Raw genomic sequence first — 18,616 nt, forward strand, 5'->3', positions numbered from 1 at the left:
TAGAGCTTCTTTTTTTGATAAAATACTTATCAACTAACATATAAAAATAATTTATGCTAATGAGTAACTTCTCAAAAGAAACATGGTTGAATAACTATCCAGCAACAGCCCAGAAACATATTGAAGAAAATAATGAAACTATATTAGACTTATATGAAAAAACAGTCATTAGGTATCCTTTTAATACAGCTGTTTCTTGTCATGAAGTTGATTTTACTTTTACTCAAATAGATAACTTTGCTACACATTTAGCTAGTTACTTACAAAATGATTTAGGTATTAAAAAAGGTGATAGAGTCGCTATAGTACTACCAAACTGTATACAGTTTACTGTAAGTCTTTTTGCTTGTATTAAAATAGGAGCTGCTTTTGTAAACATAAATCCACTCTATACAGCTGATGAACTTGAGTCAATATTTAATAACTGTAATGTTAAGGCTGCTATTGTTATGGATATGTTTGCCCATCATATTCAAAAAGCTCGCATAAACATACCCTCTTTAGAATCTGTGATTGTCACAAACATCGCTGATCTTTACTCATTCCCTAAAAAACAAATTATTGGTTTTATCTCTAAACATCTGATTAAAACAAAACCTCAATACAATAAAAATACTTTTGTCCAATTTAGCAAAACATTGAAAGCTGATAAAAAACTTTATGTAAGACCCAACATAACAAAACAAAATATACTATGCTTACAGTACTCAAGCGGAACAACTGGTAAGCCTAAGGGTGCTATTCTTACTCACGATAACTTAGCATCAAACATAAAACAAGTATGGGCTTGGATCCAAGGGGACTTAAAAATATCAAGTCAGGTTATTGTAACTGCTCTACCTCTCTACCATATATTTTCACTTAGCGCTAATTTGTTATGTTTTTATTTTGCTGGAGCTAAAAATATCCTCATACCAAACGCTAGAGACATAAAAAACCTAATAAAAACAATGTCTAAAAATGAGTTCACTATTTTTAATGGGCTAAATACTCTATATATGGCAATGCTTGAACATGAGGATTTTGATAAGATCAATAAAACTCGCTACACCTTTTCACTAAGTGGTGGAATGCCAATATCTCGTAAAGTTTACTTAAAGTGGCTAGATAAAACAGGTGTTGAACTTAAAGAAGGCTATGGAATGACTGAGATGTCTCCAGCAATAGCATTAAACAAATTTAATGAATCTGAGTCTGACTACTTTGGAACATGTGGTTACCCTATTCCTGGTACTGAGCTTAGTATCCGAGATTTAGATACACAAGAAGAGATAACTGAATGCTATAAAGAAGGTGAAATTTGGTTAAAAGGTCCTCAAAGATGCCAAGGTTTTTGGAATGATGATGAAAATAATGAATTGTTTTTTAATGGTGAAGGCTGGTTAAAAAGTGGTGATATTGGCTATATAGATACTAAAGGTCGACTGACTATTTCTGATAGACTTAAAAACATGATTATAGTATCAGGATTTAATGTTTACCCTCGTGAAATCGAAATTTGTCTACTAAAACTAACTACTATAAAAGAAGTTGCTGTGACTGGTGTAGAATCAAAAACATCTGGTGAAAGAACTATTGCTTTTGTCTCTTTGGAAAAAGGTGCTCATTCTTCAGAAGCTGAAATTATAGCTCACTGTAAAGATAAACTAGCAAGCTATAAAGTACCAAAAGCAATTATTTTTGTTGAAACTCTACCAAAAAATAATACTGGTAAAATTGATCTTCAATCTCTTAAAAAAGAATACTTATAACAAGTGTATCAGCTATAAAATTAATAGTTATTTTTTAGCAAAATACTGCTTTGGTGTTTTCCCAAATGAACGACGAAACATTGCGATAAAATTGCTAGGTGAAGCGTATCCAAGTGAATCAGATATTTCCGTTACGGATATGTCTTGAGCTAACATATCTAAGCCTCTTGCTAACTGAGCCTGCTGACGCCATCGAGAAAAACTTAATCCAGTTTCTGATAAAAACACCCTTCTTAATGTCCTAGGTGACATTGCTGCATTAGATGCCCATTCATCTAATGTTATCGATACTGACGGGTTATCTATAATAGAATTTGCAACCTTTCTAACTCTAGGTGTTTTTGGTATAGGCAAATGTAAAACATTTTCAGGGGCTTGCCTAATTTCATTACAGATAATATTTGCTATATGCTCTTGCTCTGTTGTCAGATTATCTTTAATTTCCCATTGAGTAGCTCGTAATGCAAGTGCTCTTAAAACCTCACTCATTGGTATTACATGTGAGCTTTTAGACAAGTGTTTACATAATTTAGGGGCTATAAATATCATCCAGCCACTAACTAAACCACTGATGCGTATTTTATGTTTTGTATTTGGAGGAATCCACCCTGCTCTATTAGATGGTAAAACCCAAGAGCCATCAGGAGTACTGACATGTACAAGACCTGATTCTATACAAAAAATTTTTCCTCTAGAATGTCTATACCAGTCAGATTCATTTTTACTAATTTTATTTTCACTATCTGGAGTATTACCTCCTTTTATCGCAACGATAGATGGACCATTTAACCACTCTCCGATTGACAAAATATCTTCCGTAGATATATTTTGACCTATATTCACTATTTATTGTCCATATAATGCTATAATACATAGCAATAATTATGCAATAATTTCATCACTAAATAAACCTTATAAAAGATACTCATTATCCTTAGGTACTTTATTTATATAAAAATTTTTTAAATTAGATACAAATACTATGCAAACTGAAACAGCTAAACAAAACTTTTGGACTCAAAAACGCTCTATTATTGCTATAGCTATAAGTTTGCTTGCACTGGCTGAAATTGTTGATTTAACTATTGTAGCAGTTGCGATACCTCAGATTATGGGTTCGATTGGAGCTAATGTCGAAAGTATTGCAGATGTGACAACTATGTACATCGTCATGGCAGCAATATTTATACTGCTTTCTGGTTTAATTATAGAGAAATACGGCATTAAAAGAGTAGCCCTATTTTCTGCTGTGCTTTTTGGAGTATCTTCAATAATGTGTGGCCTTTCAACATCACTCACTGAAATGATCGTTTTTAGAGCCTTTCAAGGTATTGGAGGTGCATTTTTACCATCAGCAGCCCAAACATATATAGCCCAGAATTTCAAAGGTAAAGAATTTAATAAAATGATGATTATCTATACATTGGTAGTTGTCATGGGACCTATTATTGGCCCTGTACTTGGTGGTGCTATTTGTGAGCATCTATCTTGGGAGTGGATTTTTTATGTAAATGTTCCATTATGTGTAATTGCGTTTGTAGTTATTTTTATATATATGGAGTCTGATAAGGTTAAGAATATAAAAATTGACTATACAAGTTTTGCTTTTATGGCAATTGGAGTTGGTTGTCTTGAGCTGTTTTTCGATAATGGAAACTCCAACGATTGGTTTAGCTCTATCGCAATGATTTGTATACTTGCTATATCCATTATCTCTTTAGGCTTTTTTCTATGGAGGGGTCTATTAGGTTCATCAGTTGTAAAACTTAGCATCTTTAAAAACATTAATTATGTAATAGGCTGTTTTTTATGTTTTACATTTATATTGCTCTTTACTGCAGCACTTGCTTACTTTCCAACTATGCTCCAACAAATATATGGTTATCCGGTCGATTTAGCAGGATATATAACCGCACCTAGAGGTTTAGCTGCTATAGTAGGAGCAGGACTTTCTCAAGGATTATTAGTACCAAAAATTGGCGTAAGAAAAACTGTTAGTCTTGGTATAATTTTATTTTCAATCTCTTGTTTCATGCAAGCTTCATTCTCTTCGAATATTAATGAAAACCTTGTCATAATGACTATGCTTGTTCAAGGTCTTGGAATTACAATGTTCTTCTTACCAATCATGCAAGCAATAGTAGTAGGTTTTAAAGATGAAGATTTAGGAGATATGTCGGGAGCTTTTAATTTCTTCAGGAGTTTTGGCAGTTCTGTGGGTACTGCATTTATAGCAACTATAATCACTAGAAATCAACAAGTACATTATCAAGATTTATCATCTAATATATCTTCATATAATCAAAGTTTTCAAAACTGGAAGCAAATACTTCCTGTACCTGATATAACGACTATTGCCGTTGCTAAACAACAAATTGCTCATCAAGCAAGTTTGTTAAGTTATTTAAACTCATTTTACATAATAGGAATACTTAGCTTATGTTTAGCAGTAGTTCCATTTTTACTAAAAGAACCTCCTAAAGATGCCCCTGTAGTAATGGCTCATTAGTATATATTGATAATAGGAAATAAAATGTCAGAAGAAAAAAAAGATCAAGCAGTAGATGAAATAGAAGCAAAAGTAGAAAAAAAACCTTCTAAATTCTCACCTAAAAAAATATTTATTGGATGTGGAATAATTGCCTTAACAGCCGCTGGTATATATGGTTACTATACATATAGCAAAGTATTCCCATCTACTGATAATGCATATGTAGATGCTGATATTGTAAATATTTCTGCAAAAGTTGGTGGGTATATAGATGAGGTTTTTGTAAAAAATAATCAATATGTACATAAAGGTGACAAACTAGTTCAGATTGATCCTATTGATTATCAATTAAATGTTACAGAAGCTAATACAAATATAATAAAAGCTAAGGCTCAACTTGCTATTTCAAACGAAAAAGTTAAAAGTGCTAGAGCTGATCTTAGTAAAGCTAAAGCAAGCCTTAAAACAGCTGCAGCTATGTCAAATAGATATACTAAGTTATTTCATGAGGATGCAGGATCACTTCAAGATGCTCAAAAATATCTTAATCAAAGAATTCAAGCTGAAAAACAAAATGATCAAGCAGTATCAAATTTGAAGCAATCTATGATTCAGGTAGAAGTTGCAAAAGCTGGTCTTGATGCTGCAAATGTTAGCTATAGTAATGCAAGCTTAAATCTAGGATATACTACTATTACAGCACCTACTGATGGTTATGTTTCAAACTTAAAAATCTACAAAGGGCAGCTTGTATCACCAGGACAATCTTTATTTGGCTTTGTGAATAATAAAGAATGGTGGATAAATGCAAACTTTAAAGAGACTGATATAGATAGAATTAAACCAGGCCAAAAAGTTAAAATATCTTTAGATATGTATGATCATAAATATGAAGGTGTAGTTAATAGTATCAGCTATGCTACAGGGTCAGTATTTTCACTACTGCCACCAGAAAATGCTACTGGTAACTGGGTCAAAGTTACGCAAAGATTTCCTGTAAAGATCACTCTGAAAGATAGTGAAAAATACCCTCTTCGTGTTGGTGCTAGTGCTGCAGTACAAGTAGATACTTTTGGTGGTTAGATTAATGAAAAAACAAATATTTGCAATTGCAGCTATTACATCCACTCTACTAATATCAAGTTGTAGTTTTTTTAATCCTGAATATCAAAAACCAAAAATTGAAACTCCTAAGCTATGGAATAGTCAGAATACCTCAACTGAGCAAACTAAAAACTGGGATTTACCAGAAATGGCATGGTGGAGGCAATTTAATGATCCTGTACTAAACAGACTAATAACAACAGCTTTAAAAGATAATAATAAGCTACAGGTTTCTATTGGTAATATACTACAAGCTAATGCAGAGATAAATAAAGCTAACTATGGTTGGTTACCTACTGCAAGTGTCGGGGGCGGTGGTTTTGTTGCTCAAGCTTTTGATATTAATTCTAGTACTAGTATTCCTGGCTTAAGTATACCTAATTCTCAAACAGCTGGTGGCGGACTAGTTGGGATTATTCCAAGTTATACGATAAACATTGCTAGACAGTTTAAGCTTGGCGAAATTTCTAGATTATCTAAAAAAATGCAAGTAAACTTAAAAAACACAACTAGGCTTTCGATTATCAGTCAGGTTAGTGCTGCTTACTTCTCATTTATTACTTCTAAAGAACAGTTGAGACTACAAAAGATTATGGTAGCTCAACTACAAAAAATGTATCGTTATAGCAAAGCACAAGAGGCTCTTGGTGCTAGCTCCCCAGTTTTAACGGAAGCTATCAAACAGCAGTTAGAAAGCCAAGAAGGTAAAGTAGCTACGATTAAAAACAACATTATACATTTCCAAAATACACTAAAAATTCTAATGGGTAAAAATCCAGGTAAGATACTAACAGCTAGAAGCATGAATCAGATAAATTCTAATATAAAAGTACCAGTAAATCTACCATCTAAAGTATTAGAAAATCGTCCAGATGTCGCTATAGCAGAATATAAACTTATGACCGCTAATGCAAATATTGGTCTAGCTAGATCACAGTTCTTCCCAAGTATTGATCTAACTGGTACTTTTGGTAATGCTACACTAGCATTAGGAGAGCTTGCCACAATGAATGCATGGGCATGGGCTGCTGAAGCTGTAGCTGCTGTACCAATATTTAACATGAGTATATTCGCTGATAGTGATAAAGCTAAAGCACAATTCTATCAAGCATATTATGATTATATAAATACACTTCAGCAGGCATTTCAAGAAGTTGATGATAATCTTTCTGCTCGAGATGCTGATGAAAAAAATTACAAAAAGCAAGTGAACTCATTAGACTCTACAGTAATACAAAGACAAATATTCGCTAAAAAACATAGGTCTGGAGAGATTAGCGGATTAGAGTATACAGGTGTTACCTTAAACCAAATTTATCAGCAAATGCAGGTGAATCAAGCAAAACTAAAATCTTTAATGAGCATTGTAAATCTGTATCAAGCTTTAGGAAGTGGCTATGATGTAGATAATTATTCTGATCCGCACTTAGGTAATCCAGCTTTCGATAAATAATGGAGCAATAAATCTTTATGAAAATATCTAAACAAATAAATTATGATCAATATACTCAAAAATTAGTAACTTTCTTAAAAGAATCTTGCAAGAACTACCCTGCTGATGGTTTTGTTATAGGTATTAGTGGCGGTGTAGATTCTGCTGTTGCAAGCTCTTTAGCTACTATGACAGGTCTACCTGTTACAGGACTGATAATGCCATCGTCCAATAATGACTCTGCTGATATGGTAGATGCTATAGAGCTAATAGATAAACTTGATATTCCTTACCATATTGTGCCCATTCAAGATGCTTATGATGTCTTTATAGAAACTACAGTTAATTTCACAAACTCTGATAATGATCGTCAACATGTAATCAAAGGCAATGCCCAAGCTCGCCTTAGAATGATGTATTTATATGCTTATGCTCAGCAAAATAATCGCATGGTTATCGGTACTGATAACGCATGTGAATGGTATATGGGGTATTTTACAAAACATGGTGATGGTGCTGCTGATATATTACCTCTTGTTAACCTAAAGAAATCACAAGTTTTTGAACTTGGAGAGCATTTAAACATCCCCTCAAATATATTAGATAAAGCTCCTTCTGCAGGTTTATGGCAAGGGCAAACTGATGAAGATGAAATGGGAGTTACATATAATGAAATTGACGCTTTCTTAGATGGTGAAAAAGTTTCAGAAAAAGCATTAGAAAAAATTAGCTTTTGGCACAATCGCTCTCATCATAAAAGAAATGGAGCTTTAACTCCTAATTTTTAATATTTTTTGGCACTACCTTTTCAGTACCAATTTCAGTTAATATTTTCTCTTTTGCTTTCTTCATTTGTGATATATAAAATTCTTTATGCTCACTAAACCTCTGCTGTGGAACTAATAAAGCTATGCCAAAGCTTCCTAAAAAAGAGTTTATAGCTATAGCAACACTAGCTATTCCACCATAAGTCATCCCTTCATCAATTTCAATATCACTAGTTCGGATATTTTTTAATTTTTTTATAACATCTTCTTTCATGGAATAATTTGATAAAATTTCTTCAATAGTATCATCATCATATAAGGATAATAGTGCTCTACCTGTAGCAGTATTATAAATTGGTTGTTTTAATGTCCCTATGCTTGGAATAACCTGTAACTCCCTGTTTGCAATAACTCTATGGATAACTATCAAATCTAGTTTGTTTGAGCGAGTCATTATTACAGTTTCCTGTGTAAATTCGCTTAATTTCCTTAAGTAGTTTTGTGTTAGCGATACAATGTCTGCATATGAAGATGATACTAAGTTAAATAGTCTTGTGCCTAACAAAATTTTACCAGCTCCTTCACTTCGCGTGTATCCTTCAGATTCTAAAGCCGCTACTATTCTTTGCACTGTTGACCTAGGTAAATTCACACTTTGTGCAATTTCTCCTAGGCTCATTCCTGTAGAATTTTTACTGATTGATTCTAATATTTTTATAGCCCTACTTATTACTTGTATTTTTTTTTCTTCACTCACTTATCTAGACCTTTAAAGTTACGATTGCTGCTAGCTTTGATTAATAATTGTACATTAAAATTTAAAAATAATCATTGTATCATTATACGATACATTGTATCATTATGTTTAATAGAAAATTTTAACACATATCAGTATGAGTGTAATAGTAATAAATGGACTTTTAATATCACCATTGGTTCTACCAATACTTATGTCTTTGTTTTTAACAGCCATTACAAAATTTTTATTACCACAAATTATTAACCAATATGTGATTTTCAGTAATTATTGGATAAATATGATTATCTTTACATTTTATTTAACTCTATGTGTTTTTAGTTTAGGAGCTTTTTTTTAAGATGTTAGAAAGAAAGAAAATCATTACGAGTTTAATTATCTCTATTCTATTTCTAGCCTGCATTTATTCAATCTGGAACTACTATATGTACTCACCTTGGACTAGGGATGGTAGAGTTCGTGCAAATATTATAATGATTGCTCCAGATGTATCAGGACTAGTAAATAGTGTAGATGTAGTTGACAACCAAGTTGTTAAGAAAGGTGATTTGATTTTTAAAATAGACGATGTCAGATATAAAGCTCAATTACTAAAATCACAAGCAGAACTTGAGCATGCATACTCTTCATGGCAATTATCAAAACAACAGTATGATAGAAGAAAACTATTAGGAAAAACAGAAGCCATAAGCAAAGAAGAGCTTAATAATCATAAGATAGAAGAAAGAATTAAATTTGCAGAATTTAAAGAAGCTCAAGCTACCCTTGCTATTGCAAAAACTAACTATGAAAGAACTAATGTGTACGCGCCAGTTTCAGGAACTATAAATAATATAAATCTAAGAGTTGGTAGCTATGTGTCTCAAGCTATCCCTGTTATCTCAATTATTGAAGAAAACTCATTTTATGTAACTGGATATTTTGAAGAAACTAAATTATCAAATATTAAAGTTGGGGCAGAAGCTAAACTTGAGCTTATGACTGGTGGAAAACCCTTGTATGGTAAAGTCGCTGGAATAGGCAAAGGAGTAGCTGATACAAATACCAACACAAACAATCAACTTTTACCTGAAGTAAAAGAAGTTTACGACTGGGTTAGATTACCCAAGCGTATCCCTGTAGATATTTTACTAACTAAGATACCTGATGATACTGTTCTTGTTTCTGGTATAAATGTAACTGTTAAGATTTATAAATAAATGCTAAAAGAATTTATACGCAATAATCAAATCAATATACTACAATGCTTTAAAATATTATTAGCTATAAATATAGTCCTCTATATCTCTATCTGTTTGGATTTATACAAACCAATGTGGGCAGTTATTGGTGCTATATTTCTTCAATTAAGACCAGAAGCTGGTTTTGTAGTTGAGAAAACGATATGTTTAATAGCTGCAACTTTAATTGGTGCTATTATTGGTACTACAATTGTTGTCCTTTTTATTCCATTTCCTTTCCTTGCTATACTGTCTTTGGTATTTTTCTTGATTATTTGCTTATTTATTTCAGCAGGTATGAGTCATCCTAACTTTACTTATGGAATAGCTTTAGGAAATATAACTGCTATTGTAATTGTCTTTTATTCCGCTAGCGACCCAGAAAACATTACAGCTACAGGAGTATTTAACATAGCTGCTGCACGCTTTACAGAGATAGGCTTAGGATGCATAACTGCATGTCTAGTTAGTTTTCTTATAAAACCTCAATCAGTTAAAAGTATTTATAAAAAACATAGTAGCAGAGTATTCTTAGCAACAATAAACCACTTAAGTGCCTTAACAGACTTATATATAACAAATAATTCTATTATAAACACTGCAACCAGAGAGATTATTGAAGCTACAGTTACTCTACATAGTGATAGTAGTGCTAATATGTACGAAACTATAAATGCTAAAAACCGCTATATTCTATTTTCTAATAGAGCATTAGCTATGCTTAGGCATATTAAAGACTATTCTAAATACAGAGATAGAAATTTTACTGATGATAATTATATTTATTATTCTAACCTTTTAAACAATCAGTTAAAAACAATATCTTTAGACACAAATTTAAGAAATAAGATAAAAGAGTTAAAAGTAAACTCTAAAGATCATAAGCAACCTATAGTAATAAGAAATTTATATACAGCTTTAATCAGTTTTCTTATCGCCTATATAAACCTTGGTAACATAAAAAGCAAAAGTCTAGAACAAATAAATTTACCTAAAATAAAAAACTATCATAATCTAGCTATTGTATGTACCTCAACTATTCGCACAATAAGTATCTTCATAATCTGTACTTTATTATGGATACTTTCTAATGGTAGTCCTGGACTACTTGTAGCAATAATCTTAATGGTCATACTTTCTCAGTTATTTGGAGGGATTCCAAAATCTATTATATTAGTAAGAAATGTCTTAATTGGTGTTTTAGTTAGTGCTCCTATAGCAGTAGCTACAAAGCTATTTTTAATGCCTCAAGTACTTGGCTTTGTTGAACTATTTTTAGTACTATTTAGTTTAATTATTAGTATTGGGATTATTTGTTTAACAATACCAAGACTTCAAATATATGGTTTAGGATATTGCTTAGGAATTATTTTCATTATACAGCCAGATAATCATATGAATTTTGATATAATCAGTTCTTTATCTACATGTATTGGATTACTCATAGGGGGATGTGTATTTTATACAATATACACATTATTACCAAACGCTCCTAATATTCTTACCCAAAAGTTAGCAATTAAAGCATTATATGGTGATTTACAAAAAATTGGCAAAACTATACATAATAAAGATCAATTTGTAACTAGTGTAGCTAAAAAAGTATTATGTGTTTATAAATATGAACTTCCTAATAATGATATGTCTAAAAACTATGTTGATAAGATGCATGATATTCTTAATAAAGCTAACAAATATTTTAAAAAATAGCTCTACAAAAATAAGCATCTATTTTTATTACGTCAATTCTACATATAAAAAAATATCATAAAACTTCGTGATCATTGATTATCTAATTGATGTAATACTTCTTTTATTCTTTTTTCATAACTTTTCACAGTTTTATGATTTTGCGATTCACTATATGTAAGTAGCTTTTTATTTTTTATAATTAATTTACCATTGATAATGACAGTCTCGACATTTAAAGGATAAGCTGAATAAACTAAAACTGAATATGGATCATATACAGGGTTCATATTTGGAGACTTCGTTTCAACTATAACTATGTCAGCTAGCTTACCTTTTTCTAAAGAACCTAGAGCATCATCTTTATGAATAGCTTTAGCTCCTCCTATTGTTGCCATTTCAACAACATCTCTTGCAGGCATTACTGTTCTATCACTATGTTTTAGTTTTTGTAGTGTAGAAACATAACTCATTTGGTTAATAATATCCAGAGAGTTACTACTCATAGGTCCATCTGTACCTAGTCCTAGCTTGATATTTTCTTTATCCATCTCTAATACTGGAGCAATACCTTTTGCTGATTTTGAATTAGCTATAGGGTTATGTGACACTCCCACACCATTTTGCTTCATTAACTGAATATCTTTAGTATTAACAAATATGCAGTGTGCAGCTATAAGCCTATTTGATAATAAACCTATTGATTTTAAATATTCTACTGGTGTTTTATTATATTCTTTTTTATATTTTTCTAACTCAGCTTTAGTTTCTGCTAAATGGATAGTAATAGGGATATCTTGCTGTTTTGATAGTTTCTCGATCTCTTTTAAATGTTTAGTATCATTAGTATAAGGTGCATGAGGTGCATAAGCAGGTGTTACTAAATCATCATTTTTATATTTTGGTATTAAATATTTATTTGCATACTCTATACCACCATAAGGCTTTTTAGAGTCTGGCGTAGGGTTTCCCATAATCGTTTCACCCATTATGCCTCGCATCCCTATTATTTTGACAGCTTTGGCAGCATAATCTTCAAAATAATACATATCAACCATCGTAGTAACTCCACCTTTGACCATCTCTATAGCAGAGTTTAAAGTTGCATCATATACTAATTTAGGAGTGACTAGCTTTGCCTCTAGAGGAAATAAATACTTCGTTAATCTATCGGCAACATCATCTCCAGCGCTTCTAAATAACGACATTCCAGCATGAGTATGAGCATTGATCATTCCAGGCATAACTATACCTTGCTGAACATCTATAGTTTGTTCAGCTTTATACTTATTGATTAAATCTTTATCGCCAACATCAATTATCTTATTATTCAGAATAACTATTACGCCATCATCTATAGTTTTATAGTTCTTATTCATAGTCAGAACTAAACCATTTTTTATAATAATTGATGCTTTAACTTTTGTATCTGCAAAACATTTTAAACAGCTAAGAAGACAAATAGTAATTATAGTAATTTTTTTCATAATAATCTCTGTTAACTAACTTTAAATTATTTATCCTCAATAAAATGACTGCCTACACTCTGCTTTCTTAGTATTGCATTATCTATTGTTAGCTCAGCTAAAAGCATAAGTTTTTTAACTTTCTCAAGATTTAGATCATATCTATCTGAAACAATTTCTGGTGGCAATGTTGCGCAAATCTCACGAAGTTTTTCTTTAGCTTGTTTAAGTTTATTAGCGTTTCTAACTAAACCCACATTATCCCACATTAACTGTTTTATGACAGCTGTATACTCTTTAACATCAACATGACTCTTAAAAGCTTTAAGAGCCTCTATATCATAATCAATATTTTGCTGATCTTTAACACAAATATCTTTAGCTGCAGATAATCCATAAACTAAACACTCTAATAAAGAGTTGCTCGCAAGCCTATTTGAGCCATGTAATCCTGTACAAGAAACCTCTCCAACAGCATAGAGTCCTGTCACTTTAGTTTGAGATCTTAAATCTACTTTAATACCACCACAACTGTAGTGTGCAGCTGGTGATATAGGTATTGGTTGATTAGTTGGGTCAATACCATTTTCTAATAATTTTTTATAAATAGATGGAAACTTATCTTGCCATTGAGAGCCACTAAGATGTGTAGCATTTAAAAAGACATCATGACCTCTTTGCATATTTGCGTAAATTTGTCTTGCAACAATATCTCTAGGAGCTAAATCTTTTTGAGGATGAACTTCTCTCATTACCGCAAGACCACACTCTCGTTGTAGTATTGCCCCACTACCTCTAACAGCTTCAGATATTAGCAAAGGTTCATGATTCTTATCAAAAAAGCATGTTGGATGAAATTGCATAAATTCAAGATTTTCTAACTCACAACCTATATCGTATGCCATCACCATACCAGTTCCAGTACTTGGATTTGTTTTAGTTGCGTACTTATATATACCGGCTGCACCACCTGTAGCAAGTATTATATTACTGCTTTTAAATGCTACTATTTCTTTACTTCTAATATAAGAATATAAGCCAATACATCTATTGTTTTGATTATCTTTTATTAGCCTAAATACTTTACAGTGATTATAGATTTTAATATTTTTATATTTATGAAGAGTATTATATAAACTATCAATTATAGCTTTACCTGTATGATCTTTGATGTGTAATATTCGCTGTAATGAATGCCCACCTTCTAAGTGTAAACTATATTCACCAGTATCATCTTTATCAAAAACTACGCCGTTTTCTTCTAGCCAGTGTATCGCATTTCTAGAATTTTCTACTACATGAGAAACACTTTTAATATCAGCAATATTTGCACTAGCTATCAAAGTATCATCTATATGATTTTCAGGTGTGTCATTTACATTTATTTGTGCTGCAATACCGCCTTGAGCATAGTAACTAGCAGATTGCTGATAATCTTCATCAGATATGAGAGCAACATCAAAATTATTTTTAGCAAGCTCAATAGCACTAACAACGCCAGCTAACCCACCACCTACTATTACAACTTGATGTTTTTTTATTTCCATAAAACTTATATCGCAACCTGCATCGATAAATCTATAGCTTTAACACTTTTAGTTATAGCTCCAACAGATACAAAATCAACACCTGTTTTTGCAACATCTATAATTGTATTTTCATTAATATTTCCTGAAACTTCTAAAAGTAATTTACCTTTAGCTATTTTTACAGCTTCTAAAATATCTTGTATCGAAAAATTATCTAACATTACAATATCAGCTTTAGCTTCAATAGCTTGATTTAACTCATCAAGGTTTGTAACCTCAACTTCAACCATTTTATCTTTTGCTATATCATTAGCCCTTGCTACAGCCTTACTTATATTTCCAGCTGAACGAATATGATTTTCTTTAATAAGAAACGCATCAAACAAGCCTACACGATGATTATATCCACCACCACATTTAACAGCATATTTTTGAGCAACCCTAAAGCCTGGTACAGTTTTACGCGTATCAAGAAGTTTTGTTTTACTATCAGTAATTAAACTTACTAATTTATTAGTCGTAGTAGCTGTAGCTGATAAAGTTTGAATAAAGTTAAGTATTATTCTCTCAGCAGTAAGTATAGATCTAGCATTACCTTCTAAACTAAAAATTTCTTGATTAGCTTTAACGCTATTACTATCTTTATAATGCCAACTTATATTAAGTTTATTATCAATCTGAGCTATTACTTCATTTGCAAAATCACAACCACATAGAATCATATCTTCTCGAGTTATGCAGTATGCAGTTGTGTCAACATCATCAACAAGTAAGGCTGTTATATCTTGACCATTTCCATCATCATAAACATCTTCTTTGATTGCTAGTTCAACAAGCTCTGAAATATAGCCTTTAGGTAGACCTGTAATTTGATTTTTATTTAACATTAGAAATTTATCATCCTATTTAAAGGAACTAGAGCCTTTTGTCGAACATCTTCCGAAACAAATATTTGATTATCTTGCTTAATCAAGCTCTCACGTAAATTTTTAAGTTGATTTAATTTCATCCATGGACATTTAGCACATGACTGACAAGTAGCTCCTCGCCCAGCAGTTGCAGCTGGAATAAATTCTTTCTTAGGAGATAATTGTTTCATTTTATAAAAAATACCAATATCAGTTGCTACGATAAATTTATCATTTGGCATTTTCTGACTTGCTTCAATAAGCTGAGATGTTGAGCCTACAGCATCTGCTCTTTTAATAACTTCTGCCGGTGACTCAGGATGCACTAAAACAGCAGCCTCTGGGTACTCTAGCATAAGATCATCTAATGCCTGGGCTTTAAACTCTTCATGGACAATACAACTACCATTAAAAAGTAGCATATCTGCACCTGTTTGTTTCTTAATCCAATCACCAAGATACTTATCTGGACCCCAAATAATTTTTTTACCTTGTTTATGTAGGCTTAAACATATATCTAATGCATTTGAAGATGTAACTGTCCAATCTGCAAGAGCCTTTACCTCAGCAGAAGTGTTTACGTAGACAACAACTTCTCTATCAGGATGTTGATCAATGAATTTTTTAAACTCATCATTATTACAACTTAAATCTAGCGAGCATTCAGCAGCTAGTGTAGGCATTAAAACAGTCTTCTCAGGACTTAAAATCTTAGCTGATTCGCCCATAAATCTTACCCCTGCTACCACTAAAGTATCACAAGGACTATTTAATCCAAACTTTGCCATTGCAAGAGAATCACCAATGAAACCACCTGTTTCTTCTGCTAATTGTTGGATTTCATCATCAACATAATAATGAGCAACTAAACACGCATTTTTTTCTTTAATCAATGCTTTTATCTCATCCATGTATGCTTGCTTTTCTTCTTTTTTAACACGTATATTAGGTAGTTCTTTTCTTGCTTGAGAAATTTTTTCTTTTATTAGGTTTTCATTTAACATTATTTATAGCTCGCATTTTCCAAGTATTTCATGATTTTATTGCAGTAGAAAAATATGCTGTTAACTCTTCAACAGCTTTATCAAAATCATCATTAATTAATTTATAGTCATAATCATCAGCATGAGAAATTTCATCTTTAGCTTGATTCATACGATAGTTGATAGTTTCTATAGAATCAGTATCACGGTTTTCCAGTCTACTTCTAAGTTCATCTAACGAAGGGGGCAGTATAAATATGCTTTTAGCTTTATCTTTATAGATAGCTCTAGCCTGTTGAGCTCCTTGCCAATCAATTTCTAAGATTATATTTTTGCCTAACTGTAGGAGCCTATCTACTTCTGCTTTTGAAGTACCATAATAGTTTCTAAAAACTTTTGCATATTCAACAAAACCATTCTCACCAAGTAGATCTTCAAAAACTTTAACTGTCGTGAAATAGTACTCTTTACCATGCTCTTCTCCAACCCTAGGATCACGAGTAGTATGTGAAGTTGCAACAGCAAAATTTTGTTTACCAATATCTGTATTTAGAAAAGCTTTTAAGAGAGAACTCTTTCCAGCCCCAGATGGCGCCGATACTATAAAAATATAGTTACTCATAAAAATCATATAAATGTATAGCTAGTTCGATACATTATACAGTTTTCATCATTAAATTAGAATATAAAAGAAATAATCTCTGCCTTCTAAAAAAGATGGCAAAGATATTAGGGTTTGAAAAAATTATTTTTCAGACATGTTTAGCTTCTTACCAGATACCCAAACATTTCTAAGATGGCTAACTGTTTTAGATTCTAAGTTAGCTGGTAGATCAACAAAAGTATGATCATTTTGAATAGAGATGTTACAGATATGTTTACTATCAATTCCACCTTCATTCGCTATAGCTCCGACAATATTACGAGGAGCAACATCATTATCACGACCAACATCAAGCCTATATGTAGTTAATGCTATATCAGGTGTTCTACGAGGAGCGGATCTTCTTTCACCACCACGGTCATTACGATCAAAACGATTACCTCGATCATTACGGCCACCTCTATCATTACGATCAAACCTACCGCCACGATCATTTCTATCATTACGGCCACGATCTCTATCACGACTACGACCTTTTTCTTCACGTGCTTGTATTTCACGCGGGAAGAAAGATTTATTATCTTGTGCAAGTAAAGTAAGTACTGCTAATAAATCATCAGAATCAAGTTCCATCTCATCACGCATTGTTGTGATGATTTCTTTGTATTTGTCTAAAGATTTATTTTTTTCTAATGCGTTTTCTATTCTTGCTTTAAAGTTAGCGATTCTACTATCAGCTAAATCTTTAGCAGAAGGCATAAATACTTCTTGCATTTTTGAGCTAGTAAATCTTTCAACTATGCGTAAAAATCTCATATCCTTTAATGGAACTAAAGATATAGATACACCTTCACGACCAGCACGACCAGTACGACCAATTCTATGAACATAAGTATCTGCATCATTAGGAAGATCATAGTTTACTACATGACTAATTCTTTCTAAATCTATACCTCTAGCAACTACATCTGTAGCTACAAGAATATTTGATTTACCAGTTTTGAACTGATCAATAATATATTCTCTTTGCGATTGTTGCATATCACCGTTTATAGCAGCAACTTTATAACCCATAACTTTTAGGCTATCAGCAACTTCTATCGTAGATGCTTTTGTTTTAACAAATATAATCACACCATCAGTTTCTTCAACCTCAAGCAATCTATCTAAAGCATCAGTTTTTCTAAAGCCTTTAACTACTATAAATTTTTGAGTTACAGTATTTGCTGTCTTTGTTTTTGCTTTTACTTGAATCTTACAAGGATCTCTAAGATATTCTTTGATAATATCAGCAATATCATTTGGAATAGTTGCTGAGAAAAGTAATCTTTGGCATTCATCAGCTACATGACTAAGAACATATTTCACATCATCAATGAAACCCATTCTTAGCATTTCATCTGCTTCATCTAGTACTAAACATTTAAGGTTATCTAAACGCAAAGTACCTTTTCTGATATGGTCCATTACACGACCAGTTGTACCAACTACAACATTTACGCCATTTTTAAGTGCTCTAATTTGTGAACCATATTCTTGGCCACCATAGATAGAAGTTACACTTAAACCTGGGATATTTTTTGCAAAAGCATCAAATTGCTCTGCTACTTGTATAGCCAACTCACGCGTTGGTGCTAATACTAAAATTTGAGGTTCTCTATTTCTAGAATCAAGATCCATGTTATTAATTAGAGGTAATGCAAATGCTGCAGTTTTACCTGTACCCGTTTGTGCTTGACCAAGCACATCTCTACCCGATAAGATATATGGAATAGCATACTGTTGAATTGGTGTAGGATTTTCGTATCCTAGTTTAGTTACAGTATCTACAATATCTTGACTTAGCCCAAGCTGGCTAAAATCTTTTTTAGTTTCAGAAGTCATTTTTGTCCGTAAATTTATATTTGAAGTATTT

General features: G+C 32.1%; 15 protein-coding genes. 7 read left to right on the forward strand and 8 right to left on the reverse strand.

Annotated elements, in window-relative coordinates:
• Window positions 1–59: 59 nt before the first annotated feature.
• A complete protein-coding gene (locus tag FLM55_RS01330) occupies window positions 60–1,751 on the forward strand; it encodes a long-chain fatty acid--CoA ligase (RefSeq protein ID WP_178947665.1) in 1,692 nt (563 codons plus the stop codon).
• A gap of 27 nt (window positions 1,752–1,778) precedes the next feature.
• On the opposite strand, the gene FLM55_RS01335 is transcribed toward FLM55_RS01330, so the two are convergent.
• Window positions 1,779–2,594 (reverse strand): helix-turn-helix domain-containing protein, encoded by an 816-nt coding sequence (locus FLM55_RS01335; RefSeq protein WP_373193961.1) that lies wholly within the window; start codon window positions 2,592–2,594, stop codon window positions 1,779–1,781.
• Between the two features lie 139 nt (window positions 2,595–2,733).
• Between FLM55_RS01335 and FLM55_RS01340 the strand changes: the two genes are divergently transcribed.
• Genes FLM55_RS01340 through nadE form a run of 4 tightly spaced genes read left to right on the forward strand, consistent with a single transcriptional unit; the run spans window position 2,734 to window position 7,566 of the window.
• Window positions 2,734–4,260 (forward strand): MDR family MFS transporter, encoded by a 1,527-nt coding sequence (locus FLM55_RS01340; protein ID WP_178947666.1) that lies wholly within the window; start codon window positions 2,734–2,736, stop codon window positions 4,258–4,260.
• A gap of 24 nt (window positions 4,261–4,284) precedes the next feature.
• Window positions 4,285–5,325, forward strand: a complete 1,041-nt coding sequence (locus FLM55_RS01345; protein ID WP_178947667.1) for an HlyD family secretion protein — start codon at window positions 4,285–4,287, stop codon at window positions 5,323–5,325.
• 4 nt (window positions 5,326–5,329) lie between these two features.
• Window positions 5,330–6,799: an efflux transporter outer membrane subunit gene (locus tag FLM55_RS01350; protein WP_178947668.1), complete on the forward strand. Its 1,470-nt coding sequence runs from the start codon at window positions 5,330–5,332 to the stop codon at window positions 6,797–6,799.
• A 17-nt stretch (window positions 6,800–6,816) separates the two neighbouring features.
• Entirely contained in the window at window positions 6,817–7,566 is a 750-nt protein-coding gene (nadE, locus tag FLM55_RS01355; protein WP_178947669.1) for an NAD(+) synthase, read from the forward strand.
• Here nadE and FLM55_RS01360 read toward each other — a convergent pair.
• The gene (locus tag FLM55_RS01360) at window positions 7,556–8,302 is read right to left on the reverse strand and encodes an IclR family transcriptional regulator (protein ID WP_178947670.1); all 747 of its coding nucleotides are present in this window, start codon (window positions 8,300–8,302) and stop codon (window positions 7,556–7,558) included. The genes nadE and FLM55_RS01360 overlap by 11 nt on opposite strands.
• A 341-nt stretch (window positions 8,303–8,643) precedes the next feature.
• Between FLM55_RS01360 and FLM55_RS01365 the strand changes: the two genes are divergently transcribed.
• Both FLM55_RS01365 and FLM55_RS01370 read left to right on the forward strand, forming a co-directional pair.
• A complete protein-coding gene (locus FLM55_RS01365) occupies window positions 8,644–9,501 on the forward strand; it encodes an HlyD family secretion protein (protein WP_178947671.1) in 858 nt (285 codons plus the stop codon).
• Window positions 9,502–11,232 (forward strand): FUSC family protein, encoded by a 1,731-nt coding sequence (locus tag FLM55_RS01370; protein WP_178947672.1) that lies wholly within the window; start codon window positions 9,502–9,504, stop codon window positions 11,230–11,232. It abuts the gene before it with no gap.
• 71 nt (window positions 11,233–11,303) lie between these two features.
• Here FLM55_RS01370 and FLM55_RS01375 read toward each other — a convergent pair whose 3' ends face one another.
• The 6 genes from FLM55_RS01375 to FLM55_RS01400 all read right to left on the reverse strand — a co-directional run bounded on the left by FLM55_RS01375 (window position 11,304) and on the right by FLM55_RS01400 (window position 18,585).
• Window positions 11,304–12,698: an amidohydrolase gene (locus FLM55_RS01375; RefSeq protein ID WP_178947673.1), complete on the reverse strand. Its 1,395-nt coding sequence runs from the start codon at window positions 12,696–12,698 to the stop codon at window positions 11,304–11,306.
• A gap of 26 nt (window positions 12,699–12,724) precedes the next feature.
• Entirely contained in the window at window positions 12,725–14,224 is a 1,500-nt protein-coding gene (gene nadB, locus FLM55_RS01380) for an L-aspartate oxidase (protein ID WP_178947674.1), read from the reverse strand.
• Window positions 14,225–14,229: 5 nt separating this feature from the next.
• Window positions 14,230–15,093, reverse strand: a complete 864-nt coding sequence (gene nadC, locus FLM55_RS01385; protein WP_178947675.1) for a carboxylating nicotinate-nucleotide diphosphorylase — start codon at window positions 15,091–15,093, stop codon at window positions 14,230–14,232.
• Window positions 15,093–16,118, reverse strand: a complete 1,026-nt coding sequence (nadA, locus tag FLM55_RS01390; protein ID WP_178947676.1) for a quinolinate synthase NadA — start codon at window positions 16,116–16,118, stop codon at window positions 15,093–15,095. Before nadA ends, nadC begins: the two co-directional genes overlap by 1 nt.
• Before the next feature lie 28 nt (window positions 16,119–16,146).
• Window positions 16,147–16,719, reverse strand: a complete 573-nt coding sequence (gene gmk, locus FLM55_RS01395) for a guanylate kinase (RefSeq protein ID WP_178947677.1) — start codon at window positions 16,717–16,719, stop codon at window positions 16,147–16,149.
• Window positions 16,720–16,842: 123 nt separating this feature from the next.
• Window positions 16,843–18,585 (reverse strand): DEAD/DEAH box helicase, encoded by a 1,743-nt coding sequence (locus FLM55_RS01400; RefSeq protein WP_178947678.1) that lies wholly within the window; start codon window positions 18,583–18,585, stop codon window positions 16,843–16,845.
• Window positions 18,586–18,616: the final 31 nt, after the last annotated feature.

The organism is Francisella sp. Scap27 (genome assembly GCF_013394105.1).
GTDB lineage: Bacteria > Pseudomonadota > Gammaproteobacteria > Francisellales > Francisellaceae > Francisella > Francisella adeliensis.

Excerpts from the sequence above, each read along its gene's own strand:
- FLM55_RS01365 (WP_178947671.1), top strand. The coding sequence starts at position 8,644 with ATGTTAGAAAGAAAGAAAATCATTACGAGTTTAATTATCTCTATTCTA.
- nadA (WP_178947676.1), bottom strand. The coding sequence starts at position 16,118 with ATGTTAAATGAAAACCTAATAAAAGAAAAAATTTCTCAAGCAAGAAAA.
- gmk (WP_178947677.1), bottom strand. The coding sequence starts at position 16,719 with ATGAGTAACTATATTTTTATAGTATCGGCGCCATCTGGGGCTGGAAAG.
- FLM55_RS01370 (WP_178947672.1), top strand. The coding sequence starts at position 9,502 with ATGCTAAAAGAATTTATACGCAATAATCAAATCAATATACTACAATGC.
- FLM55_RS01340 (WP_178947666.1), top strand. The coding sequence starts at position 2,734 with ATGCAAACTGAAACAGCTAAACAAAACTTTTGGACTCAAAAACGCTCT.
- nadE (WP_178947669.1), top strand. The coding sequence starts at position 6,817 with ATGAAAATATCTAAACAAATAAATTATGATCAATATACTCAAAAATTA.
- FLM55_RS01400 (WP_178947678.1), bottom strand. The coding sequence starts at position 18,585 with ATGACTTCTGAAACTAAAAAAGATTTTAGCCAGCTTGGGCTAAGTCAA.
- FLM55_RS01330 (WP_178947665.1), top strand. The coding sequence starts at position 60 with ATGAGTAACTTCTCAAAAGAAACATGGTTGAATAACTATCCAGCAACA.
- FLM55_RS01350 (WP_178947668.1), top strand. The coding sequence starts at position 5,330 with ATGAAAAAACAAATATTTGCAATTGCAGCTATTACATCCACTCTACTA.
- FLM55_RS01345 (WP_178947667.1), top strand. The coding sequence starts at position 4,285 with ATGTCAGAAGAAAAAAAAGATCAAGCAGTAGATGAAATAGAAGCAAAA.
- nadC (WP_178947675.1), bottom strand. The coding sequence starts at position 15,093 with ATGTTAAATAAAAATCAAATTACAGGTCTACCTAAAGGCTATATTTCA.
- nadB (WP_178947674.1), bottom strand. The coding sequence starts at position 14,224 with ATGGAAATAAAAAAACATCAAGTTGTAATAGTAGGTGGTGGGTTAGCT.
- FLM55_RS01375 (WP_178947673.1), bottom strand. The coding sequence starts at position 12,698 with ATGAAAAAAATTACTATAATTACTATTTGTCTTCTTAGCTGTTTAAAA.